This window comes from Pseudomonas fluorescens (assembly GCF_902497775.2).
GTDB lineage: Bacteria > Pseudomonadota > Gammaproteobacteria > Pseudomonadales > Pseudomonadaceae > Aquipseudomonas > Aquipseudomonas putida_F.
On record NZ_OZ024668.1, the window covers coordinates 4,216,099 to 4,233,464 of the forward strand.

The following is a 17,366-nucleotide window of genomic DNA, read 5'->3' on the forward strand; positions in this document are numbered from 1 at the left end:
GCATGATGCACCAAAGCCGCGGGCCGCCCAAGTCCCGGCGACGATCCGGCTTGCGGCCCCGGTGACAGTGGCGCCAAGATAGGCGCACCTAACAGGAATAAAAGCATGAAATTCTGTAGCGCGTGCGGCAATCAGGTGATTCAGCGTATTCCGGAGGGCGATAGCCGCCTGCGTTATGTCTGCGATCACTGCCAGACCATTCATTACCAGAACCCCAATATCGTTGCCGGGGTACTGCCGACCTGGGGCAGCCAGGTGCTGTTGTGCCGCCGCGCCATCGAACCGCGCCGCGGTTACTGGACCCTGCCCGCCGGGTTCATGGAGAACGGCGAGACGGTGGAACAGGCCGCGCGCCGGGAAACCATCGAGGAAGCCTGTGCCCGTGTCGGCGAAACCAGCCTGTACCAGCTGTTTGACCTGCCGCACATCAACCAGGTGCATGTGTTCTTTCGCGCGGAACTGGCCGACCTGGACTTCGCCGTCGGCGTCGAGAGCCTGGAAGTGCGACTTTTCGACGAAAGTGAAATCCCGTGGGACGAGCTGGCTTTCCGCACCGTCAGTCGTACCCTAGAATGCTATTATCGTGACCGCATCGAGCAGCGCTTCCCGATCGGCAATGAATGCCTTTCACCCATGCTCGTCTCGTCACCCAACACCTAGCTTCTTCAGGGATATCGCTTCATGCGCTGGTTGCTTGCCCTTTTCTGCCTCAGTGTGGCTTCGATGTCCCAGGCGGGTTTCACCGAAACCATCATCACCCGGCCGGTCGACAAGACCGCGCCTTCGCCACTGCAACCGCAAGCACCCAAGCCTGCGATGATCGACAAGATCCTGGTGATCAAGTCCGAACGTCGTTTGCAACTGATCAGCGATGGCTCGCCACTGAAGACCTACCGCATCTCCCTGGGCAAGCAGCCCAAGGGCGCCAAGCTGCGCGAAGGCGACAAGCGCACCCCCGAAGGCTTCTACTGGATCGACTGGCGCAAGCAGAGCGACCGTTACAACCTGGCCATGCACGTGTCCTACCCGAACATCACCGACGCCGCCCGCGCCCGTCGTGAAGGCGTCCCGCCGGGCGGGATGATCATGATCCACGGCACGCCCCTGAGCGAGGAGTATCCGGAAGAGGTGTTCCACACCCTGGACTGGACCGAAGGCTGCATCGCCATGACCAACCGCGACATGCGCGAGGTGTGGAGCATGGTCCCCGACGGCACCATGATCGAAATCCGCCCCTGAGTGCCGTCACCATTTGAGCGTGCGGCTCAACCTCGAATCATCGGGCTTGAGCCACTGGGCGCTGAGCAGCACCGGGGCCAAGGTTGCGCTGGGTTCGACAGCCCCTTGCAAACGCCCCCGGCGCTGGCGCAGGTCGGCGTCCAGTTCGAACCGATGCTGACCCTGCAATTGCAAGTGCGCCAACAGGTGCAGGCCGCTCGAGCAATCAACCCGCACCCGGCCAGCGCCCAAAGGCACTGACCATGGCGCCACCAGCGCCAGGTTACCGCCTGCGATCTCACCCCGGCTGGTCCGGCATTGCCGACCGCTACCCTGCACTTCTATCCGGCCAGTCCACTCGCCCGTCAGGCGATAGGACGCAGGCATCGTCAGCGTGCGCTGCACTGGCTCGACAGCCGCGTGCCAGTTCCACGGCCAGCCCGCCACCTTGAGCTGCCAGCTTTGCCCCTGAAACCCTAGCTCGACCTGAGCCTGCAGGCGCCAGGGCTGCCAGTGCCAGGCGACCGGCCCTGCCTGCCCCAGCCGTTGAGCCTGGCCTTGCCAGACGGTGCCGCAGACCCCCTCAGCGGCAACGGGGGCGAGCAGCCAGTTCGCCGGCAACCCGGCCAACAGGCTCAAGAAGAACACCAGGCAGAACCCGCCGATGCGCTTCACGGCTGCAACTCCAGTTCGAAGTTCATGCCCGACTCGGCCTGTTCCAGTGACCAGCGCAGCGGGCGCACGCCCTCGCGCTGAACGGCAAGTAACCAGCGCTGCATACCCTGCTCATCGGCGGCACGGCCCTTGATCTGCCAGCTGTCGTTTTGCGCCAACACTTCACTGAGCACGATGCTGTTGGCCTGGGCTGATTGCTGCAGTTGCTCGGTGCTCAAGCGCGTCTGCACCTGCAAGCTGGCCGCCGAGCGGGCCAGGGCCTGCCACTGCTGGGCGGCCTGCCAGCGATTCGTACCTTCACGCAGCAACAGGGTCAGCAGCAACAGTGCAACGATTGCCCAGGCTGCCGGCATCAGCCAGCGGCGCTGCATCCACTCACTCATGAGGCCGCTCCCAGGTCGAAGACCAGTTGCAGTTGATCTTCGCCGCCAGCCACAGCAACCGGTACACCGACCTGCCGGGCGATTGCCTCCCAGGTTGCGGCCTCGGGCGGCTGATCGCCGCGCAGTTGCAACGTCCAGCGTTGCCCGTCAAAGCCGCTGGCGCTGATGTGCCAGGCGGGCTGCGCTTGCAGCCATTGCTGCAACGCCGCCTGCAATTGTGCGATTTGCCGCAGGCGCAGTTGGCGATCCTCCTCGCCCTGGTGCTGGCGCTTGAGTAGCTGGGCCGCCTGCCGGGGTGAAGTGACCGGGCCGGTCAGCGCGACCACTTGTGCCTTGTAGACCTCGCTCTGGCGCCATTGCTGGGTCAACCACAGCCCGCACCACAGCAGGCCCAAAAGCGCACACGCGGCGATCAGGCGCCCTTGCCCAGGGGCCATGGACAGCCGCAGCCGCAGCTGACGCGTCGGGCGCAGATCAAACAGGCTGGGCAAACGCTCCAGCGCCGTAAATTGCGCTGGCCAGGCACCTTCAAGCGTTTCAGGTTGCAGGCTCGGCCAGGGAGCCGGCAGGTTCGATCCAAGCAGCGTCGGCCAGGCCAGCCAATGCTGTCGTGATTGCTTGGTCACGCCCTTGAGCAGCAGCAAGTCAGGGCTGCGCTGCCAGCACAGGGCGGTGCCCGCCGGGGTATCTGCCAACAACTGAAACTCGGCCCAGCAACGCTCCACGCTCAGCCCCCAGTGCGCACATTGCGCCAGCCACTGGCCGAGCAACGCCTGATCGACGCTGACCAACTCCAGCTGGTTGCCCTGGCGCGAAACGCAGCCGCAACGGATGGACTCGGCCGGTTGCAGCAAACGCTCTTCGAGCAGCAGCGGCCACTCGTCACGTTTGAGCCCCGGCGGCGCTGCAAGCTGACTATGACTGCAGTGGTTACCCGGCAGGATCAGCGCCACGCGCGCGCCGTCCGGGCTGGGCGGCGTGCCCTCCCCGGCTGCGCGCCTGCCGTCTGTCAGGTGCAGCCAGCTCCAGGGCGTTTGCCCCTGGCCCGGGCGCAGCAGCAACCAGTTGTTGCTGCGTGGCGTTTGCCAGCGTTCAAGCCAGTTCATCAGGGTGCCTCCGGCAGGGCGAAGGTACAGACATAAGGTGCTCCATCACGCTTGAACTCAAGCCGCACGCCGCGATCCGGGGCGGATCGCTCGGCAGAAGGAAAGGCCAGCCAGCGGCCCGATTGAAAAAACGAGAAACTCGGCGCCGTGACCTGATCGAGCTGGTCGCGTTCACGCCACTGCGGTTTACCCAGCGCATACAGGTCGGCGGAAGTTTCCAGCAGCAGCCGCTGCCCGCGCGCGTCGTAGCTCAGGCGCTGGCGCTGCAAGCGCGAACCGCCTTCAGCTTGTGGCCAGGCACCACGGGCCACCCATTGCAATTGCAAGGCGGCCGGTTGCCAGTCGATCCAGTTGATTGCCAGGGGCAGGCGTTGCTCGTAGAGCTGGCGCAACACCGTCGAGTCGAAGCGCCGCTCCAGGGCCAGGCAGAAATCCAGCACCGGCGAGCCCTGGGCCGGTTGCTGCAGGCGTTCGCGCACGCCCGCCCAGGCGTTGACCAGCGCCGCCAGCAAGATCCCCAGCAGCGCAGTCAGGGCCAGGGCCACCAGCAGCTCAAGCAGAGTCAGGCCCCGCTGTCGGCGCTTCATGGGCGCACCAGGAAGATGCGGTACTGGCCGAGGGGGTCGCGCCCGTCACGCTCGGCAAACAGGCGCAGTTCCCCACGACGCAGGTTGCGCACACCGGTCGAGGTCAGCTGCAGTTGCCAGTGACAGTGACCATCGCCCTGCTGCAATTGCCCGGCGACACTGCTCTGCAGCGGCCAGAACCGCTCAACGGCAAAACGCGCCTGCAGCTCGCGGGCGCAGAGCACGCCCAAGCGGTGTTGCTGCACGCTTTGCTGCACCGCCAGGCGCTGGCGCAACACCTGGCTGGTCATGATTGCCAGGGCGGCGGCAATCCCCAGGGCCACGGTCACCTCCAGCAGGGTGAAACCGCGTTGAGCGCGCTTCACAGGGGCGCCCTGTGCAACTGGCCCGCGCTGCTCCATTGCCAACGCTGGGTTCCCTCTGGCCAGTGCCAGTTCAAGGTGGCACTGCGGGCTACGCCGGAGGGCGTGAACACCAGGCGTGGCTCTCGACTGGCGGGCCAGTCAGCCTGCAATACCGACGGCCAGTCACCGAGGGCGACCTGCTCGACCTGCCAGCGCTCATCGACCCGGCGGACAAACTCGGGGCGGCTGCCATTCCAGCGCAAGCCGCGAATCTCCCCTGCATGCAACGCCAGCTCGGCCTGCTGGCGGCTGGCCCCGGCCAGGCGTTCAAGCGCCTGCTGCACCGGCGCCTTGCCGCTGTCGAGCCAGGCAATACTCAAGGTGCTCATCAGCCCGGCGATCAGCAAGACCACGAGCATCTCCAGCAGAGTAAAACCACGCTCGCCGCGCATGCCTAGAGTTCCCAGTTACCCAGGTCGGCATCGATACCCTCGCCGCCCTCGACGCCATCGGCGCCGAGCGAATAAATATCGATGCGCCCGTGCTGGCCCGGGGCACGGTACTGATAGGCCGTGCCCCACGGGTCTTGCGGCAGACGGCGGATATAGCCATCGGTACGCCAGGCGCGTGGCAGCGGTTCGAGCGTCGGCTTGCTGACCAGCGCCGACAACCCCTGCTCAGCCGAGGGGAAGCGCAGGTTGTCGAGGCGATACATGTCCAGCGCCTGCTCCAGGGTCGACAGGTCGGCCATGACCTTCTGCTTCATGGCCTTGTCCTGGCTGCCGAGCACGCTCGGTGCGACCACGGCGATCAACAGGCCGATGATGAAGATCACCACCATGATTTCCATCAGGGTAAAACCGCGCTGACGCGCGCGTGGGCTGTGCATGGTCTTGCTCCTTTTCAAAGTGTCAGGCCCTGGTTGAGCTGCATGATCGGCAACAGCACGGCGAGGACGATGAACAGCACCACCGCACCCATCACCAGGATCATCAGCGGTTCGAACAGGGCCATGGCGCTGTCGACCTGGCGGGCGAAGCCGCGCTCCTGGTTGTCGGCGACCCGTTCGAGCATGTCCGGCAAGGTGCCGCTGGCCTCGCCACTGGCGACCATGTTCAGCAGCAAGGGCGGGAAGTGGCCGCTGGCATCCAGCGCCCGATGCAGGCTGACCCCGCCCTGCACATCGGTGCTGACCCGTTGCAGGGCCAGATGAATGCGCCGGTTGTTGACCGTGGCCGTAGCCACCTGCAGGGCTTCAAGCAACGGCACGCCGCTGCCGCAAAGAATCGCCAGGCTGCGCGACAGGCGTGCGCTTTCGAGCACTGCCAGCAGGTTGCCAACCCGCGGCATACGCAGCAGCAGGTCGTCACGGCGCAAACACCAGTGCGGGCGGCGCAGCAACCAGGCACCGAGCACCGCTGCCATCACTCCGCCGAGCAGCAACCAGGGCCCGACCAGCACCAGCAGGTCGCTGATGCCGATCAGCAGCGAAGTGATCCACGGCAGGCTCTGCCCGGAATGGGAGAACTGTTCGGTGAGCTTGGGCACCACGAAGGTCATCAGGCCAACCACCACCGCCAGCGACACGCCCATCAACACACAGGGATAGATCAACGCCGTCCGTGCCTTGTGCTGTTGGCGCTGGACCTGCTCCAAGTGCTCGGCCAAGCGCTCCAGTACTTGCGCCAGGCGCCCGGAGCGCTCGCCGGCCTCCACCAGCGCGCAGTACAAAGCGGAGAACAGGCCACCCTGGCGCGCCAGGCTGCGGGCCAGGCTCAGGCCTTCGGCGAGCGAGCCGCGCACCGCCACCAGCAGGTTGCGCAAGGCCGGTTCCACCAGTTGCCGCTCCAGGGTCGCCAGGGCGTCTACCAACGGAATGCCGGCGCCGGTCAGGGTTGCCAGTTGCCGGGTCAGCTCGCACAACTGGGCACGGTTGACACGCTGGCGGCGTGGCTGGGCATTGCCGGTGTCGTGGCGTTGCAACTGCCGGGTGAACAGCCCCTGCTCACGCAGCAACTGACGGGCATGGCGCTCGCTGTCGGCCTGGATACTGGCTTTGCGTGCGCGCCCGCTGAGGTCTACCGCCTGGTAGCGAAAGGTCGGCATGGCTAGCCCTGCACCGCGCGCAGCACTTCGCCAAGGCTGGTGTAGCCCTGGCGCAGGCACTCGCTGGCCATGCCGGCGAGGCTCTGGCGGCGACCGGCCAGATGCTCCTGCATGGCCACTTCACTGGCGCCGTCGTAGAGCAAGCCGATCAAGCCCGCATCCAGCTCGATGAATTCATAAAGGCCAAGCCGGCCGCGATAGCCGCTGCCCTGGCACTGCTCGCAACCGACGGCATGGAATGTCTCGCTCAGCTCAGCCAGCTCCGGCCACAGGAGCCGCTCGGCCGCCTGCAAGGGTTGCGGCTGCGCACAGCTGCACAGGCGCCGCACCAGACGCTGGGCCATGACCCCGCGCAGGCACGAGGCAATCAGGAACGGTTCGATACCCATGTCACGCAAGCGCGTCACCGCGCCCACGGCGCTGTTGGTGTGCAGGGTCGAGAGCACCAGGTGGCCGGTGAGGCTGGCCTGCACGGCGATCTGCGCGGTCTCGCGGTCGCGGATCTCACCGAGCATGATCACGTCCGGGTCCTGGCGCAGGATGGCCCGCAGGCCGGTGGCGAAGGTCAGCCCGGCGCGCGGGTTGATAGCGGTCTGGCCAATGCCGGCGATGGCGTACTCGACCGGGTCTTCGACGGTGAGGATATTGCGGCTGCCGTCGTTGAGGCTGTTGAGGCTTGCGTAAAGCGTGGTGGTCTTGCCCGAGCCGGTCGGCCCGGTGCTCAGGACGATACCGTTGGGCCGCGCCAGGCAGCCGCGCAAGCCCTGCTCCACCGCCGCCGGCATGCCGAGGTTGGCCAGCGCCAGCAGGCTGGCCTGCTTGTCGAGTACCCGCATTACCACCCGCTCGCCGTGGATGCCGGGCAAGGTCGAGACCCGCACATCCACTTCGCGCCCGGCCGAGCGCAGGGTAATACGCCCATCCTGGGGCTGGCGCTTCTCGGCGATATCCAGCCGGGCCATGACCTTGATCCGCGATACCAGCATTGCCGACAGCGCGCGCGGCGGGCGCAGCACTTCGCGCAGATGGCCATCGACGCGCAGGCGCACCACCAGGCTCTGCTCGAAGGTCTCGATGTGAATGTCCGACGCCTGCAGGCGAAGCGCCTGGGCGAACAGGCCGTTGATCAGGCGGATCACCGGCGCTTCGTCGTCGCTTTCGAGCAGGTCCTCGATGCGCGGCATCTCGCTCATCAGGCCGTCGAGGTCGACCTGCTCGCCGATGCCTTCGATCAGCGCTGCGGTAGCACCTTCACCGGCCTGGTACAACTGACCCAGGCGGCTGTCGAAACTGGCGCTGTCGAGGTGGCAGACCTCATCCGGCTGGCCCTGCACGCGCAGCAGTTCCTGCAACTGGTCGCTGTCGGCATCGCTGCGCAGCCACAGGCTCCAGCCGCTCGCCGAAGGCGCCACGGCAAGCCCGGCTTGGCGGGCCAGGCGATAGGGCAACAGCTCCATCACCAGACGCCCTCGTCCAGGCGCTGGCGGCTGGCCGGAAAGGCCTGCATCAGCTTGCCGTCATCGCTGATGGCCGGCAGTTTGAGTGCCGTGTCCTGTTGCAGGTTGCGGTATTTTTCGGTGCTCAGGCTGGCCAGGCTCGGGCCGTCACGCAGGATGCGCGGGCGAATGAACACCATCAGATTCTGCTTCACGCCCTGGTGCCCGGAGGAGCTGAACAGCCGCCCCAGCCAGGGAATATCGCCGAGCAACGGCACCTTCTGCTTGCTCGAGGTGACCTCGTCGCTGATCAGGCCGCCGAGAATCACCAGGCCGTTGTCCTCGACCATGACCTTGGTCTTGATCTCGCGCTTGTTGGTGATCACGTCGCTGGCCGAGGCGTTGTCGGCAATCGACGAGACCTCCTGGACGATGTCCAGGCGCACGGTGTTGTCGATGTTGATCTGCGGCTTGATGCGCAGCTTGACCCCGACTTCCTTGCGCTCGATGGTCTGGTAGGGGTTGGTGTTGTCCTGGGTCACGGAGCCGGTGACGAAGGGCACTTCCTGGCCGACCAGGATCGACGCTTCGGCGTTGTCCAGGGTTAGCAAGGTTGGCGTCGACAGCAGGTTGAAGCCGCTTTTGCTTTTCAGCGCATTGACCAGCACGGCGAAGTTGAAGCCACCGCCAAAGTTGCCAAAACCTGCGGTCAGGCCGTTGGTACCGGACAGCAGCTTGCCCAATGCCGCATTGTCCTTGCCCGCCGCCGCCCCGGCGATGGCGGCGATGCTGGCGCCGCCGGTGCCGAAGTTGACCGTGCCGGCACCGAAGTGCTCATCGGCGAACAGCCACTGCACGCCCAGCTCCTCAGCGCGCGAATCCGAAACTTCGGCAATGATCGCCTCGACCACCACCTGCGCGCGGCGCACGTCCAGTTGCTCGACGATGTTGCGATAAGCCGCCAGCTCGCTGTCGGGGCCGACCATGACCACGGCGTTGGTGCCTTCTTCATATTCCAGGCGAATCCCCGAGCTGCTGACCGGCGTCGGCGCCTTGTCATCCTTGCTGCCCTCGCCGGTTGCGGCCGGCAGCGTGTCCTGGCTGAGGCTGCGCAGTACCTTGACCACTTCGCTGGCATTGGCATGACGCAGGTAGATCACCTGAGTGTTGGAGCTGCGCAGGTTATCGCCGGGGCGGTCCAGTTGCGCCAGCAAGGCACGCACCCGCTCACGGCTGTCGGCGCTGCCGCGCACCAGCAGGGCATTGCTGCGTGGGTCGGCCACCACCTGGGCGCTGTCGGCGCCCTGCTCGCGGGCCAGCAACTGGCTGATCAACTTACTGGTGTCGTTGGCGCTGGCATGTTGCAGCGGCATGACCTGCATCGGCTCGTCACTGACCTGGTCGAGCTGCAGCAACAGGCTGTCGATGCGTTCCAGGTTGCTGCGCCAGTCGGTAATCACCAGCAGGTTGGCCGCAGGATACGGCGTGATCACCCCGACCCGTGGATCAATCAGCGGCTTGAGAATGCCCAGTAGTTGCTCGCTGGCGGCATTGCGCACATTGAACACGCGGGTAGCGACACCGTCGCTGCCTTGCGCCGATTTGCCCGCTGATTCCACCGGCACCGGTTCAAGCCGTGCAGCCTGGTCGGGGACGATTTTGACGCTGCCGTTGGGCAGGTCGACGGCGGCAAAGCCCTGGGCGCGCAACTGGGCCAGGAAGATGTCGTAGATCGCTTCGCTGTCGTGGCGATCGACGGTGCGCACGGTGACCTTGCCCTTGACCCGTGGATCGACGATGAAGGTGGTGCCGGTGATCTGCGAGACACTGTCGATAAACTCGCCCAGGTCAGTGTCGACGAAATTGACTTCGTACAACGGCGTCTCGTTGTCATCCAGCGCCACCGGCTCTTCGGCCCAGGCCAGGTTGAGGCCCAGGCTCAGCACGCTGACCAGGCAGAGTCTTGCGATCATCATTCATCCTTGGCGCTTGAAGCCGGTCACGGCAGGCCGTGGCGGCCAGGGCAGGCGTTCGCGCCGCCCCTGGTTGTCGAAAATCAGGCCCTGGTCATCGATGCTCTCCAGCACGATGCCCGGCGCCAGGCGCTGGCCACGGCGCAAGGTGCGCGTGACCTGGCCGTAACGCAGCACCACCACCGTGGCGCTGACCGGCATGGCCCGCAGGCCGCCCAGATACTCCAGCGGTAAACGGGTCAAAGGCACGGCGCCGCTGTCGGCCCGGGCTTGCCAGTGGCCGACCATCAGGCCCGGCAATGGCGCCACCTCCTGCACCGGGGCCATGGCCGGCAGCGGCGTATGGCTGAGCTGCAGCACGCATTGGGCGGCGAGCCAGGCCGCCAGGGCCAGCAGCGCGGCGCTGCACAGGCGTGAAGTACCAATCACGCGTTCAGCTCACGCGGATGCCAGCCAGGATGACCCTGGACATAACGCAACTGCGGCAGTTGCAACGCCGGCAATTGCCAGTCGGCAGGTTGCTGTGCAAGCCAGGCTTCGACCCGTTGCCACAACGGTTCGCCGCTGCTGGAGGCGTACTGCAGGCCGAAGGTGCGGCACTGGCCCTGGGTTTCGCTGAAACCGAAGACGCGCTTGCCGCTCGGGCTATAGCTGAGCTGCCAGGGCTGGCCCAGCCAGCGCGGCAAGTCCTGGCTGTTGTCGAGCAATAAAGGGTCGCCGAACAACTGCTCGGCGGCGTTTTCCAGCACCTGCTCGACTTGCCGGGCAGGCGCTTCGACCACCGGTGCCGGGTAGCTGCCAGTCAGGCTGATCAGGTGCTCGCGGGTGATGGCTTGGCCCGCAGCCAGAGGGCTGTCATAACGCAGGCCCGGGAGTAATACCGGGTAGCCGCTGTCGGCAGCCAGCGCCTGATGCAGCAGGCGATCCCAACTGCCGCCACGGGTATCACGGCGCCATAGCGCTTGCGGCGCACGGGCAAGCGGTTGATCGAGCCAGGCCGCGTGACCGGCGCGTTGCTGCGCCAGCAGCCCACGCAACTGCGAGGCACGGGCCTGGGCAGTGGGCGTCAGGCTGCTTTCAAACGCGGGGTGAAATGCGGCGCTGAACTGCCATTGGCCAGCCAGGCGTCGGCAACGCACCTGAAAGGCACCGCAGGCGCGATTGCCGGCAAACAGCACGGGCACCCGCTTGCCGCTGGCTTGCAACACCGCGACCGGTTGCGGCCAGAAGTCCTGACCACGGGCGCAGAGCAGCAGGTCGGCATCGCTCAGGCGCTCGGCCAGCCACAGGCCGGGGCCGGTACCGACATCGGCCAGGGCGATCACCAGGTCCGCTTGCCCGCGGGCCTGTTCGAAGGCCGGCAACAACGACTGGTACCACTGTTTGAGCGAGGCTTTCTGGTCCTGGGCATAGGGATCGGTAACGCCGACCACGGCAACCCGCACACCACCACGGCGGATCACCGTGAAAGGCGAAACACCCAGCGCGGCGGACAGCTCCGGAGCCAGGCCGGCACCCAGCACGGTCTTGGCATATTGCCGGTAAAGGCCTGTGCAACGCTGCGGCCAGAGCACCCGCTCATCGCTGCTGACCCGCACGTCGCTGCCCAGCAACTGGCTGCCTTCAACACCGCTGCCGCCCTGAGTCAGGTAGGCCAGGCCACTGCCATTCCAGCCCTGGCCGTTTTCCAGGGTGAGGCAGCGGTCGGCCCCGGCGCCCTGGCGCAGTTGCTCGAGCAAGGCCGCCAACACCGCGTAGCCGCCGGTATGCACGCCATCGGCGAGGCTGGCATCGAGCAGCGGGTTGAGTTCGGCACGGGCCTGGCGGGCGCTGGCGCCGGTCATCCAGGGTGCCTGGCCCAGGTGCGTGACCGGCCCCAGGCGCGTGGCCGGAACCACCGGCTTACCCGCCTGGCGAGCGTCGAGGGTGTCGGCGAAATACAGCACATCCAGCGAAGCATCGTTGCCGGCCGACGTCCCGCCCAGGCCCGCACAGGCCGTGAGCAGCGGCGCCGCAGCGCCAACGCCAATCCAGTTCAACACTTCCCGTCTGTGCATGTTCAGCCTGTCCCGTCGCCTTCGCGCTAATTGGTTGTCGGGCCGGGATATTGGGGCGCCTGGATTACAGTTTGATGGCAGTTAATCGACAGCTGAGGCAAAACCTCAGACAAATCAGGTGGTAACGATTTATTTCCTTCAACGCCTTTTAACAAAACTGCCAATCAATCATCACACTTGCTCACTAAAGTCCCGGTTTCTTTCACGCCGCATCATTGAACAAAAGGAACTGAACTGATGAGTCGAGACACCGGCGACAACCTGAACCGCAACCAAAGTGGCAACCTGCCCATGGACAGCGTTCTGGAGTCTTACCTGAGCCGCCGCAGCGTGGTACGCGGTGGCCTGGGCGCCGCGATCGCGATGATTGCCGGGACTGGCCTGACGGGCTGCTTTGACAGCAGTGACTCGGATGACGATGAACCCGTAGTCGAGCCGCCAACCCCGCCGAAACTGAAGCTCGGCTTCACTTCAATCCCAGGCTCGCGCACCGACGCCTGTGTGGTCGCCGCCGGTTATACCGCCTACGTCCTGGCACCTTGGGGCACGCCGCTGAACACCAGCGCCAACCCCTGGAAAGCCGACGGCAGCAACACCTCCGCCGACCAGGCCAACTCGGTAGGCATGCACCACGACGGCATGCATTTCTTCCCCATCAACGGCAGCTCCGAAGACGGCCTGCTGGCGATCAACCACGAATACATCGACGCCGACGCCCTGCACCCCAACGGCCCGACCAGCGACAGCAGCGGCAAACGTCCGGTCGAAGAAGTACGCAAGGAGATCAACGCCCACGGCGCCGGGGTCATCCGCCTGAAGAAAGTCAGCGGCCGCTGGCAGGTGGTCGACAACGACCCGCTCAACCGCCGCTTCACCACCGCCACGGTAATGAACATCGCCGGCCCCCTGCGCGGCAGCGAGCACGTCAAGACGCGCTTCTCGAAGAACGGCACCCAGGCCCGCGGCACCAACAACAACTGCGGCAACGGCTACACCCCGTGGGGCACCTACCTGACCTGCGAAGAGAACTGGCCGGGGATTTTCGTCAACACCAGCACCACCCTGCCGGCCGATCAGAAACGCATTGGCGTCAGCACCAAGGCCGGTAACTACAAGTGGGAAAGCGTGGCCGGCGATCCGAGCGAAGTGGATGGTGAATTCAGCCGCTTCAACGTCACCCCGAGCGGCGCCAGCGCCAGCGATGACTTTCGCAACGAGGCCAGCACCTACGGCTACATCGTCGAGATCGACCCGTACACGGCCAATACCCTGGCAGTAAAACGCACCGCGCTCGGCCGCTTCCGCCACGAAGGCTGCTGCCCGGGCCTGCCGGTGGTGGGCAAGCCGCTGGTCTGGTACATGGGCGACGACTCCAACAACGAGTACCTGTACAAGTTCGTCTCCACCGCGCTGTGGCAAGCGGCCGATGCCAACCCGGCCGACCGCCTGGCCACCGGCAACAAGTACATGGACCAGGGCAAACTGTATGTCGCCCGCTTCAATGCCGACGGCTCCGGTGTGTGGTTGCTGCTCGATGTCAACACCCCGACCAGCAGCGGCAAGACCCTCGGCTCGCTCTACGGCGACCTGCCGGGCATCATCCTCAACACCCGCGGCGCTGCCGACGCCCTCGGCGCAACACCGATGGACCGCCCGGAATGGACCACGGTCAACCCGCTCAATGGCGACGTGTACCTGACCCTGACCAACAACAGCGCACGCACCGCGGCCAAGGTCGATGCCGCCAACCCGCGCGGGCCGAACCGTCACGGTCATATCATCCGCTGGCACGACAGCGACGACCAGCTGAGCTTCAGCTGGGACATCTTCGTGTTTGGCGCCAACGCTGCTGGCACCGCCGACATCAACCGCTCGGGCCTGACCGAACTCAACCAGTTCGCCAGCCCCGACGGCATGAGCTTCGATAGCCGCGGCATCCTCTGGTTCCAGACCGACAACGGCGAGAAGACCCTGACCGACTACACCAACGACCAGATGCTCGCGGTGATCCCGACCGACCTGGTCGATGCCGCTGGCAAGCAGGTGCCGGTCAACGCCAAGAACCAGGTCGACCTGCGCCGCTTCTTCGTCGGCCCCAACGGCTGCGAAGTTACCGGCATTGCCTTCACGCCGGACAACAAGTCGATCTTCGTCAACATCCAGCACCCGGATAACTGGCCGTCCACCGATGTGGCGACTGCGGTTACCCCGGCCGGGACCAAGGTGCGCCCACGGGCATCGACCGTGGTGATCCAGCGTGCCGATGGCGGTGAAATCGGCGTTTAACCCAAGCCTCGCTTGCCGCAGTCCCTACCAGGGCTGCGGCGAACGGCTGATCACCTGCACCTGCTGGGCTGGCACCAGCGCGTGCCACTGCACGATCCCTCGTGCCCGCAGCTGAAATTCGCTGCGCATCTTCTGCCCGTCCTGTTCGAACTCCAGTTGCAGGGTAAAATCACCGCTGTTGAGCAGCAAGCCCTCGCTCAGGCGCGCAAACGTCGCGTCGTCCATCGCCCCCAGTGCCTGGCGCAATGCACTCGCATCGTGATAGCCGCCTGCGGGCCGGCCAGTGATGATCCGGGTCAGCAGCGAACGCGACACCTCCCCTTCGTACAGCGCTTCGAGCAACGGCAACTGTTCCAGGCTCAAGGCATTGGCGTTCAGGCGCCAGCCGCTGGTCTGTGGCAGCGCACACAGCTGGGGATAGCGTTGTTGGCGCTGGGCGTCGGGTTCGAGCAACAGGTTCAGTTCGCTCATGTCGACCATCATCTGGTTGGCCGCCAGACGCGGCGGCGCCTGGCGCAGGTACTGGTCGCTCTCGGCGCCATTGAGACGGGTCTGGCCATCGCTGTCGATCCAGTCGGCCAAGGCATCGGTCAGCCGTTGGGCGGCCATGTCATCGCCAAGCAGATAGCGCAATTGCCGCGCGGCCCGCTCGCTCTCTTCGCCAATCAACGCATTGACGTTGAAGCAGCTGTGCAGGTCGCGGATACGCAAGGCCGCCGAGCCGCCGACGAAGGCATAGGCCAACGACTGACCGCGCAGCGCCTGCCAGAACAGCGGGCTGGCGCGCCAGGCCGGGTCTTTCAGGGCCTGCTCGGCAAAGGCCAGGCCAGCAGCTTCCATCGCTCTGGCCTGCACCCTTTGCTGCACCAGGCGCACGCCGTCGATCTGCTGGCGACCGTCCTGTACCAGCCAGGTCAAGCCACCTGCGAGCATTGCCAGCACCACCAGCACCATCAACAGCGCCGCCCCTTGTTGCCTCTTCGCACCCATGACCTGCACATCCCGAGCAAATGAGGCGTCAGTCAACACAACGGATGTTGCAGGCACATGGCAAATACATCTGCACGTCACTTTTGCGTCACAAAGCACAGGCAGGATTAGGCCTTCTTTTTCATGAGCTTGGAGCGTTTTCATGGGTGGTATCGGGATCTGGCAGTTGCTCATCGTGTTGGTGATCGTGTTCATGCTGTTCGGCACCAAGCGCCTCAAGGGCCTGGGTGCGGACGTGGGCGATGCGATTCAGGGCTTTCGCAAATCCATGGGCAACGGGCCGGCCGAGGAAGAGGCCAGCAGCCCGGTCAAACCCCAGGCGCCACTGCAGGCTGACAGCGTGCAACACGCGGAACGCCAGCGCTGATGTTCGAAGTCGGTTTTACCGAACTGCTGCTGGTGGGCATCGTCGCCTTGCTGGTGCTCGGCCCCGAGCGCCTGCCGGTGGCGGCGCGCACCCTGGGCCGTGGCCTGGGTCAGGCCAAGCGCGCCATGGCCTCGATCAAGGCCCAGGTGGACCGCGAACTGGACACCCAGGCCTTGAGCCAGGAACTCGATGCCCTGCCGTTGCAGCGCCTGGAGCAGGACCTGCGCCGCGGCGTCAGCCTGCAGCCGGACAATAGCCCAACCAGCGGAAACCTTTGATGAACACAGCAACCCACGACCCCGGCATGCCGCTCACCGCTCACTTGCGCGAACTGCGCAGGCGCCTGGTACGCTGCCTGCTGGCCATCGCCGTGGTATTCCTCGGCCTGTTCCCGTTTGCCCAGACGCTGTACACCCAGGTCTCGGAGCCACTGCGCCGCTACCTGCCCGAAGGCGCGAGCATGATCGCCACCAGCGTCACCTCGCCGTTCCTGGCGCCGTTCAAGCTGACCCTGATGGCAGCGCTGTTCGTTGCCATGCCGGTGCTGCTGCACCAGGCCTGGAGCTTCATCGCCCCGGCCATGTACCGCCAGGAAAAGCGCATCGCCCTGCCGCTGCTGGTGTCGAGCATCGTGCTGTTCTACTCGGGCATGGCCTTCGCCTTCTTCGTGGTCTTCCCGATGATGTTCGGCTTCTTTGCCAGCGTCACCCCGGATGGCGTGGCGATGATGACCGATATCGGCCTGTACCTGGATTTCATCCTCGCCCTGTTCCTGGCCTTTGGCCTGGCATTCGAAATCCCCGTGGCGACGTTCATCATCGTCTGGGCCGGGGTCAGCGACGTTGCGAGCCTGCGCAAGAGCCGCCCCTATGTGATCGTCGGCTGCTTTGTGGTCGGCATGCTACTGACCCCGCCGGACGTGTTTTCGCAAACCCTGCTGGCGGTGCCGATGTGGATCTTGTTTGAGGTCGGTTTGCTGGCTTGTGCGGCCGTCGAGCGCAAGGGCAACCAGGAAGTCGCCTGCGGCAGCTGACAAGTGGTATTGACGTGGTATGCAAGTGGTATTAAATTTTTAATACCACTCGCCACCTGAAGCCACCGCCATGCCTCCGTTGACCGCCCTGCGCCCCGACGACACTCTGGCTACCCCTTTGTACCTTCAGTTGGCGCGCAATCTGGAACAGGCCATTCATGCCGGGCAATGGAAAGCCGAACAGGCATTGCCGTCGGAAAGAAGCCTGAGCGAAGCCCTCGACATCTCCCGGGTGACCGCACGCAAGGCCCTGGAAGTGCTGCTTGAGCAAGGGCTGATCCGTCGCATCCAGGGCTCCGGTACGTTCATTACCCCACGCCTTGAACAACCGCTCTCGCGCCTGTCGAGCTTTAGCGAAATGCTGCGCATGAAGGGCTTCACCCCCAGTTCACAGTGGCTGGAACGCAGCGTCGATACGCCGTCTGCCGATGAGCTGGTACGCCTGAGCCTGTCACCCAACGAACAGGTGGTGCACCTCAAACGCCTGCGCAAGGCCGATGACATTGTCATGGCCGTCGAGTACAGCACCCTGCCCGCACGCTTGCTGAGCACCCCCGAAGCCATCGGCGATTCGCTGTATCAGTACCTCGACCAGATCGGCAAACCGGTGGTGCGCGCCCTGCAACATATTCGCGCGATCAACGCCAGCGCCGAACTGGCGGCGCGGGTCGGCATCCAGCCGGGCACCGCCATGCTGCTGATGACCCGGGTCGGCTACCTCGACGACAACACCCCCATCGAACTGACCGACACCTACTGTCGCGACGACTACTACGACTTTGTCGCCGAGCTGCGACGCTAGCGG

General features: G+C 65.3%; 20 protein-coding genes. 7 read left to right on the forward strand and 13 right to left on the reverse strand.

The features are described 5' to 3' along the window. Positions 1-105: 105 nt before the first annotated feature. Complete coding sequence (locus tag F8N82_RS19405) at positions 106-660, forward strand: NUDIX hydrolase (RefSeq protein ID WP_038996833.1); 555 nt, start codon at positions 106-108, stop codon at positions 658-660. Positions 661-681: 21 nt separating this feature from the next. Then, positions 682-1,239, forward strand: coding sequence for a L,D-transpeptidase family protein (locus F8N82_RS19410; RefSeq protein WP_038996834.1), 558 nt, complete (start codon positions 682-684; stop codon positions 1,237-1,239). Positions 1,240-1,245: 6 nt separating this feature from the next. Here F8N82_RS19410 and gspN read toward each other — a convergent pair whose 3' ends face one another. The 12 genes from gspN to F8N82_RS19470 are packed head-to-tail and all read right to left on the reverse strand — an operon-like array spanning position 1,246 to position 11,885. Further along, the gene (gspN, locus tag F8N82_RS19415; RefSeq protein WP_052251575.1) at positions 1,246-1,893 is read right to left on the reverse strand and encodes a type II secretion system protein N; all 648 of its coding nucleotides are present in this window, start codon (positions 1,891-1,893) and stop codon (positions 1,246-1,248) included. Further along, on the reverse strand, positions 1,890-2,276 hold the full coding sequence (gspM, locus tag F8N82_RS19420; protein WP_038996836.1) for a type II secretion system protein GspM: 387 nt from the start codon (positions 2,274-2,276) through the stop codon (positions 1,890-1,892). Before gspM ends, gspN begins: the two co-directional genes overlap by 4 nt. Next, positions 2,273-3,382 (reverse strand): GspL/Epsl periplasmic domain-containing protein, encoded by a 1,110-nt coding sequence (locus F8N82_RS19425; protein ID WP_038996838.1) that lies wholly within the window; start codon positions 3,380-3,382, stop codon positions 2,273-2,275. The genes gspM and F8N82_RS19425 overlap by 4 nt, the downstream gene beginning before the upstream one ends. Beyond that, on the reverse strand, positions 3,382-3,969 hold the full coding sequence (locus tag F8N82_RS19430) for a prepilin-type N-terminal cleavage/methylation domain-containing protein (RefSeq protein WP_038996839.1): 588 nt from the start codon (positions 3,967-3,969) through the stop codon (positions 3,382-3,384). Before F8N82_RS19430 ends, F8N82_RS19425 begins: the two co-directional genes overlap by 1 nt. Next, positions 3,966-4,334 (reverse strand): type II secretion system protein GspI, encoded by a 369-nt coding sequence (locus tag F8N82_RS19435; RefSeq protein WP_038996840.1) that lies wholly within the window; start codon positions 4,332-4,334, stop codon positions 3,966-3,968. Before F8N82_RS19435 ends, F8N82_RS19430 begins: the two co-directional genes overlap by 4 nt. Next, the gene (gene gspH, locus F8N82_RS19440) at positions 4,331-4,765 is read right to left on the reverse strand and encodes a type II secretion system minor pseudopilin GspH (protein ID WP_038996841.1); all 435 of its coding nucleotides are present in this window, start codon (positions 4,763-4,765) and stop codon (positions 4,331-4,333) included. Before gspH ends, F8N82_RS19435 begins: the two co-directional genes overlap by 4 nt. Before the next feature lie 2 nt (positions 4,766-4,767). Then, positions 4,768-5,202, reverse strand: a complete 435-nt coding sequence (gene gspG, locus F8N82_RS19445; RefSeq protein WP_038996842.1) for a type II secretion system major pseudopilin GspG — start codon at positions 5,200-5,202, stop codon at positions 4,768-4,770. Positions 5,203-5,216: 14 nt separating this feature from the next. Continuing rightward, positions 5,217-6,419, reverse strand: a complete 1,203-nt coding sequence (gene gspF, locus F8N82_RS19450; protein ID WP_038996843.1) for a type II secretion system inner membrane protein GspF — start codon at positions 6,417-6,419, stop codon at positions 5,217-5,219. Positions 6,420-6,421: 2 nt separating this feature from the next. Continuing rightward, the gene (locus tag F8N82_RS19455) at positions 6,422-7,870 is read right to left on the reverse strand and encodes a GspE/PulE family protein (RefSeq protein WP_080764867.1); all 1,449 of its coding nucleotides are present in this window, start codon (positions 7,868-7,870) and stop codon (positions 6,422-6,424) included. 5 nt (positions 7,871-7,875) lie between these two features. After that, complete coding sequence (gene gspD / locus F8N82_RS19460; RefSeq protein ID WP_038999584.1) at positions 7,876-9,828, reverse strand: type II secretion system secretin GspD; 1,953 nt, start codon at positions 9,826-9,828, stop codon at positions 7,876-7,878. Between the two features lie 3 nt (positions 9,829-9,831). Next, on the reverse strand, positions 9,832-10,257 hold the full coding sequence (locus F8N82_RS19465; protein WP_080764795.1) for a pilus assembly protein PilZ: 426 nt from the start codon (positions 10,255-10,257) through the stop codon (positions 9,832-9,834). Further along, positions 10,254-11,885: a lipoprotein UxpA gene (locus F8N82_RS19470; RefSeq protein WP_038996845.1), complete on the reverse strand. Its 1,632-nt coding sequence runs from the start codon at positions 11,883-11,885 to the stop codon at positions 10,254-10,256. Before F8N82_RS19470 ends, F8N82_RS19465 begins: the two co-directional genes overlap by 4 nt. Positions 11,886-12,122: 237 nt before the next feature. Here F8N82_RS19470 and F8N82_RS19475 point away from each other — a divergent pair, with 237 nt between their 5' ends. Further along, positions 12,123-14,171, forward strand: a complete 2,049-nt coding sequence (locus F8N82_RS19475) for a PhoX family protein (protein ID WP_038996846.1) — start codon at positions 12,123-12,125, stop codon at positions 14,169-14,171. A 24-nt stretch (positions 14,172-14,195) separates the two neighbouring features. On the opposite strand, the gene gspK is transcribed toward F8N82_RS19475, so the two are convergent. Further along, positions 14,196-15,161, reverse strand: coding sequence for a type II secretion system minor pseudopilin GspK (gene gspK, locus F8N82_RS19480; protein WP_150777013.1), 966 nt, complete (start codon positions 15,159-15,161; stop codon positions 14,196-14,198). 142 nt (positions 15,162-15,303) lie between these two features. Here gspK and tatA point away from each other — a divergent pair, with 142 nt between their 5' ends. From tatA to F8N82_RS19500, 4 genes are all read left to right on the forward strand, one after another. Then, complete coding sequence (gene tatA / locus F8N82_RS19485) at positions 15,304-15,528, forward strand: twin-arginine translocase TatA/TatE family subunit (RefSeq protein WP_038996848.1); 225 nt, start codon at positions 15,304-15,306, stop codon at positions 15,526-15,528. Continuing rightward, on the forward strand, positions 15,528-15,806 hold the full coding sequence (gene tatB, locus F8N82_RS19490; protein WP_038996849.1) for a Sec-independent protein translocase protein TatB: 279 nt from the start codon (positions 15,528-15,530) through the stop codon (positions 15,804-15,806). Before tatA ends, tatB begins: the two co-directional genes overlap by 1 nt. Next, positions 15,806-16,561: a twin-arginine translocase subunit TatC gene (tatC, locus tag F8N82_RS19495; RefSeq protein ID WP_038996850.1), complete on the forward strand. Its 756-nt coding sequence runs from the start codon at positions 15,806-15,808 to the stop codon at positions 16,559-16,561. Before tatB ends, tatC begins: the two co-directional genes overlap by 1 nt. Positions 16,562-16,631: 70 nt before the next feature. Then, positions 16,632-17,363, forward strand: a complete 732-nt coding sequence (locus F8N82_RS19500; protein ID WP_038996852.1) for a GntR family transcriptional regulator — start codon at positions 16,632-16,634, stop codon at positions 17,361-17,363. The last annotated feature ends 3 nt before the right edge of the window (positions 17,364-17,366 follow it).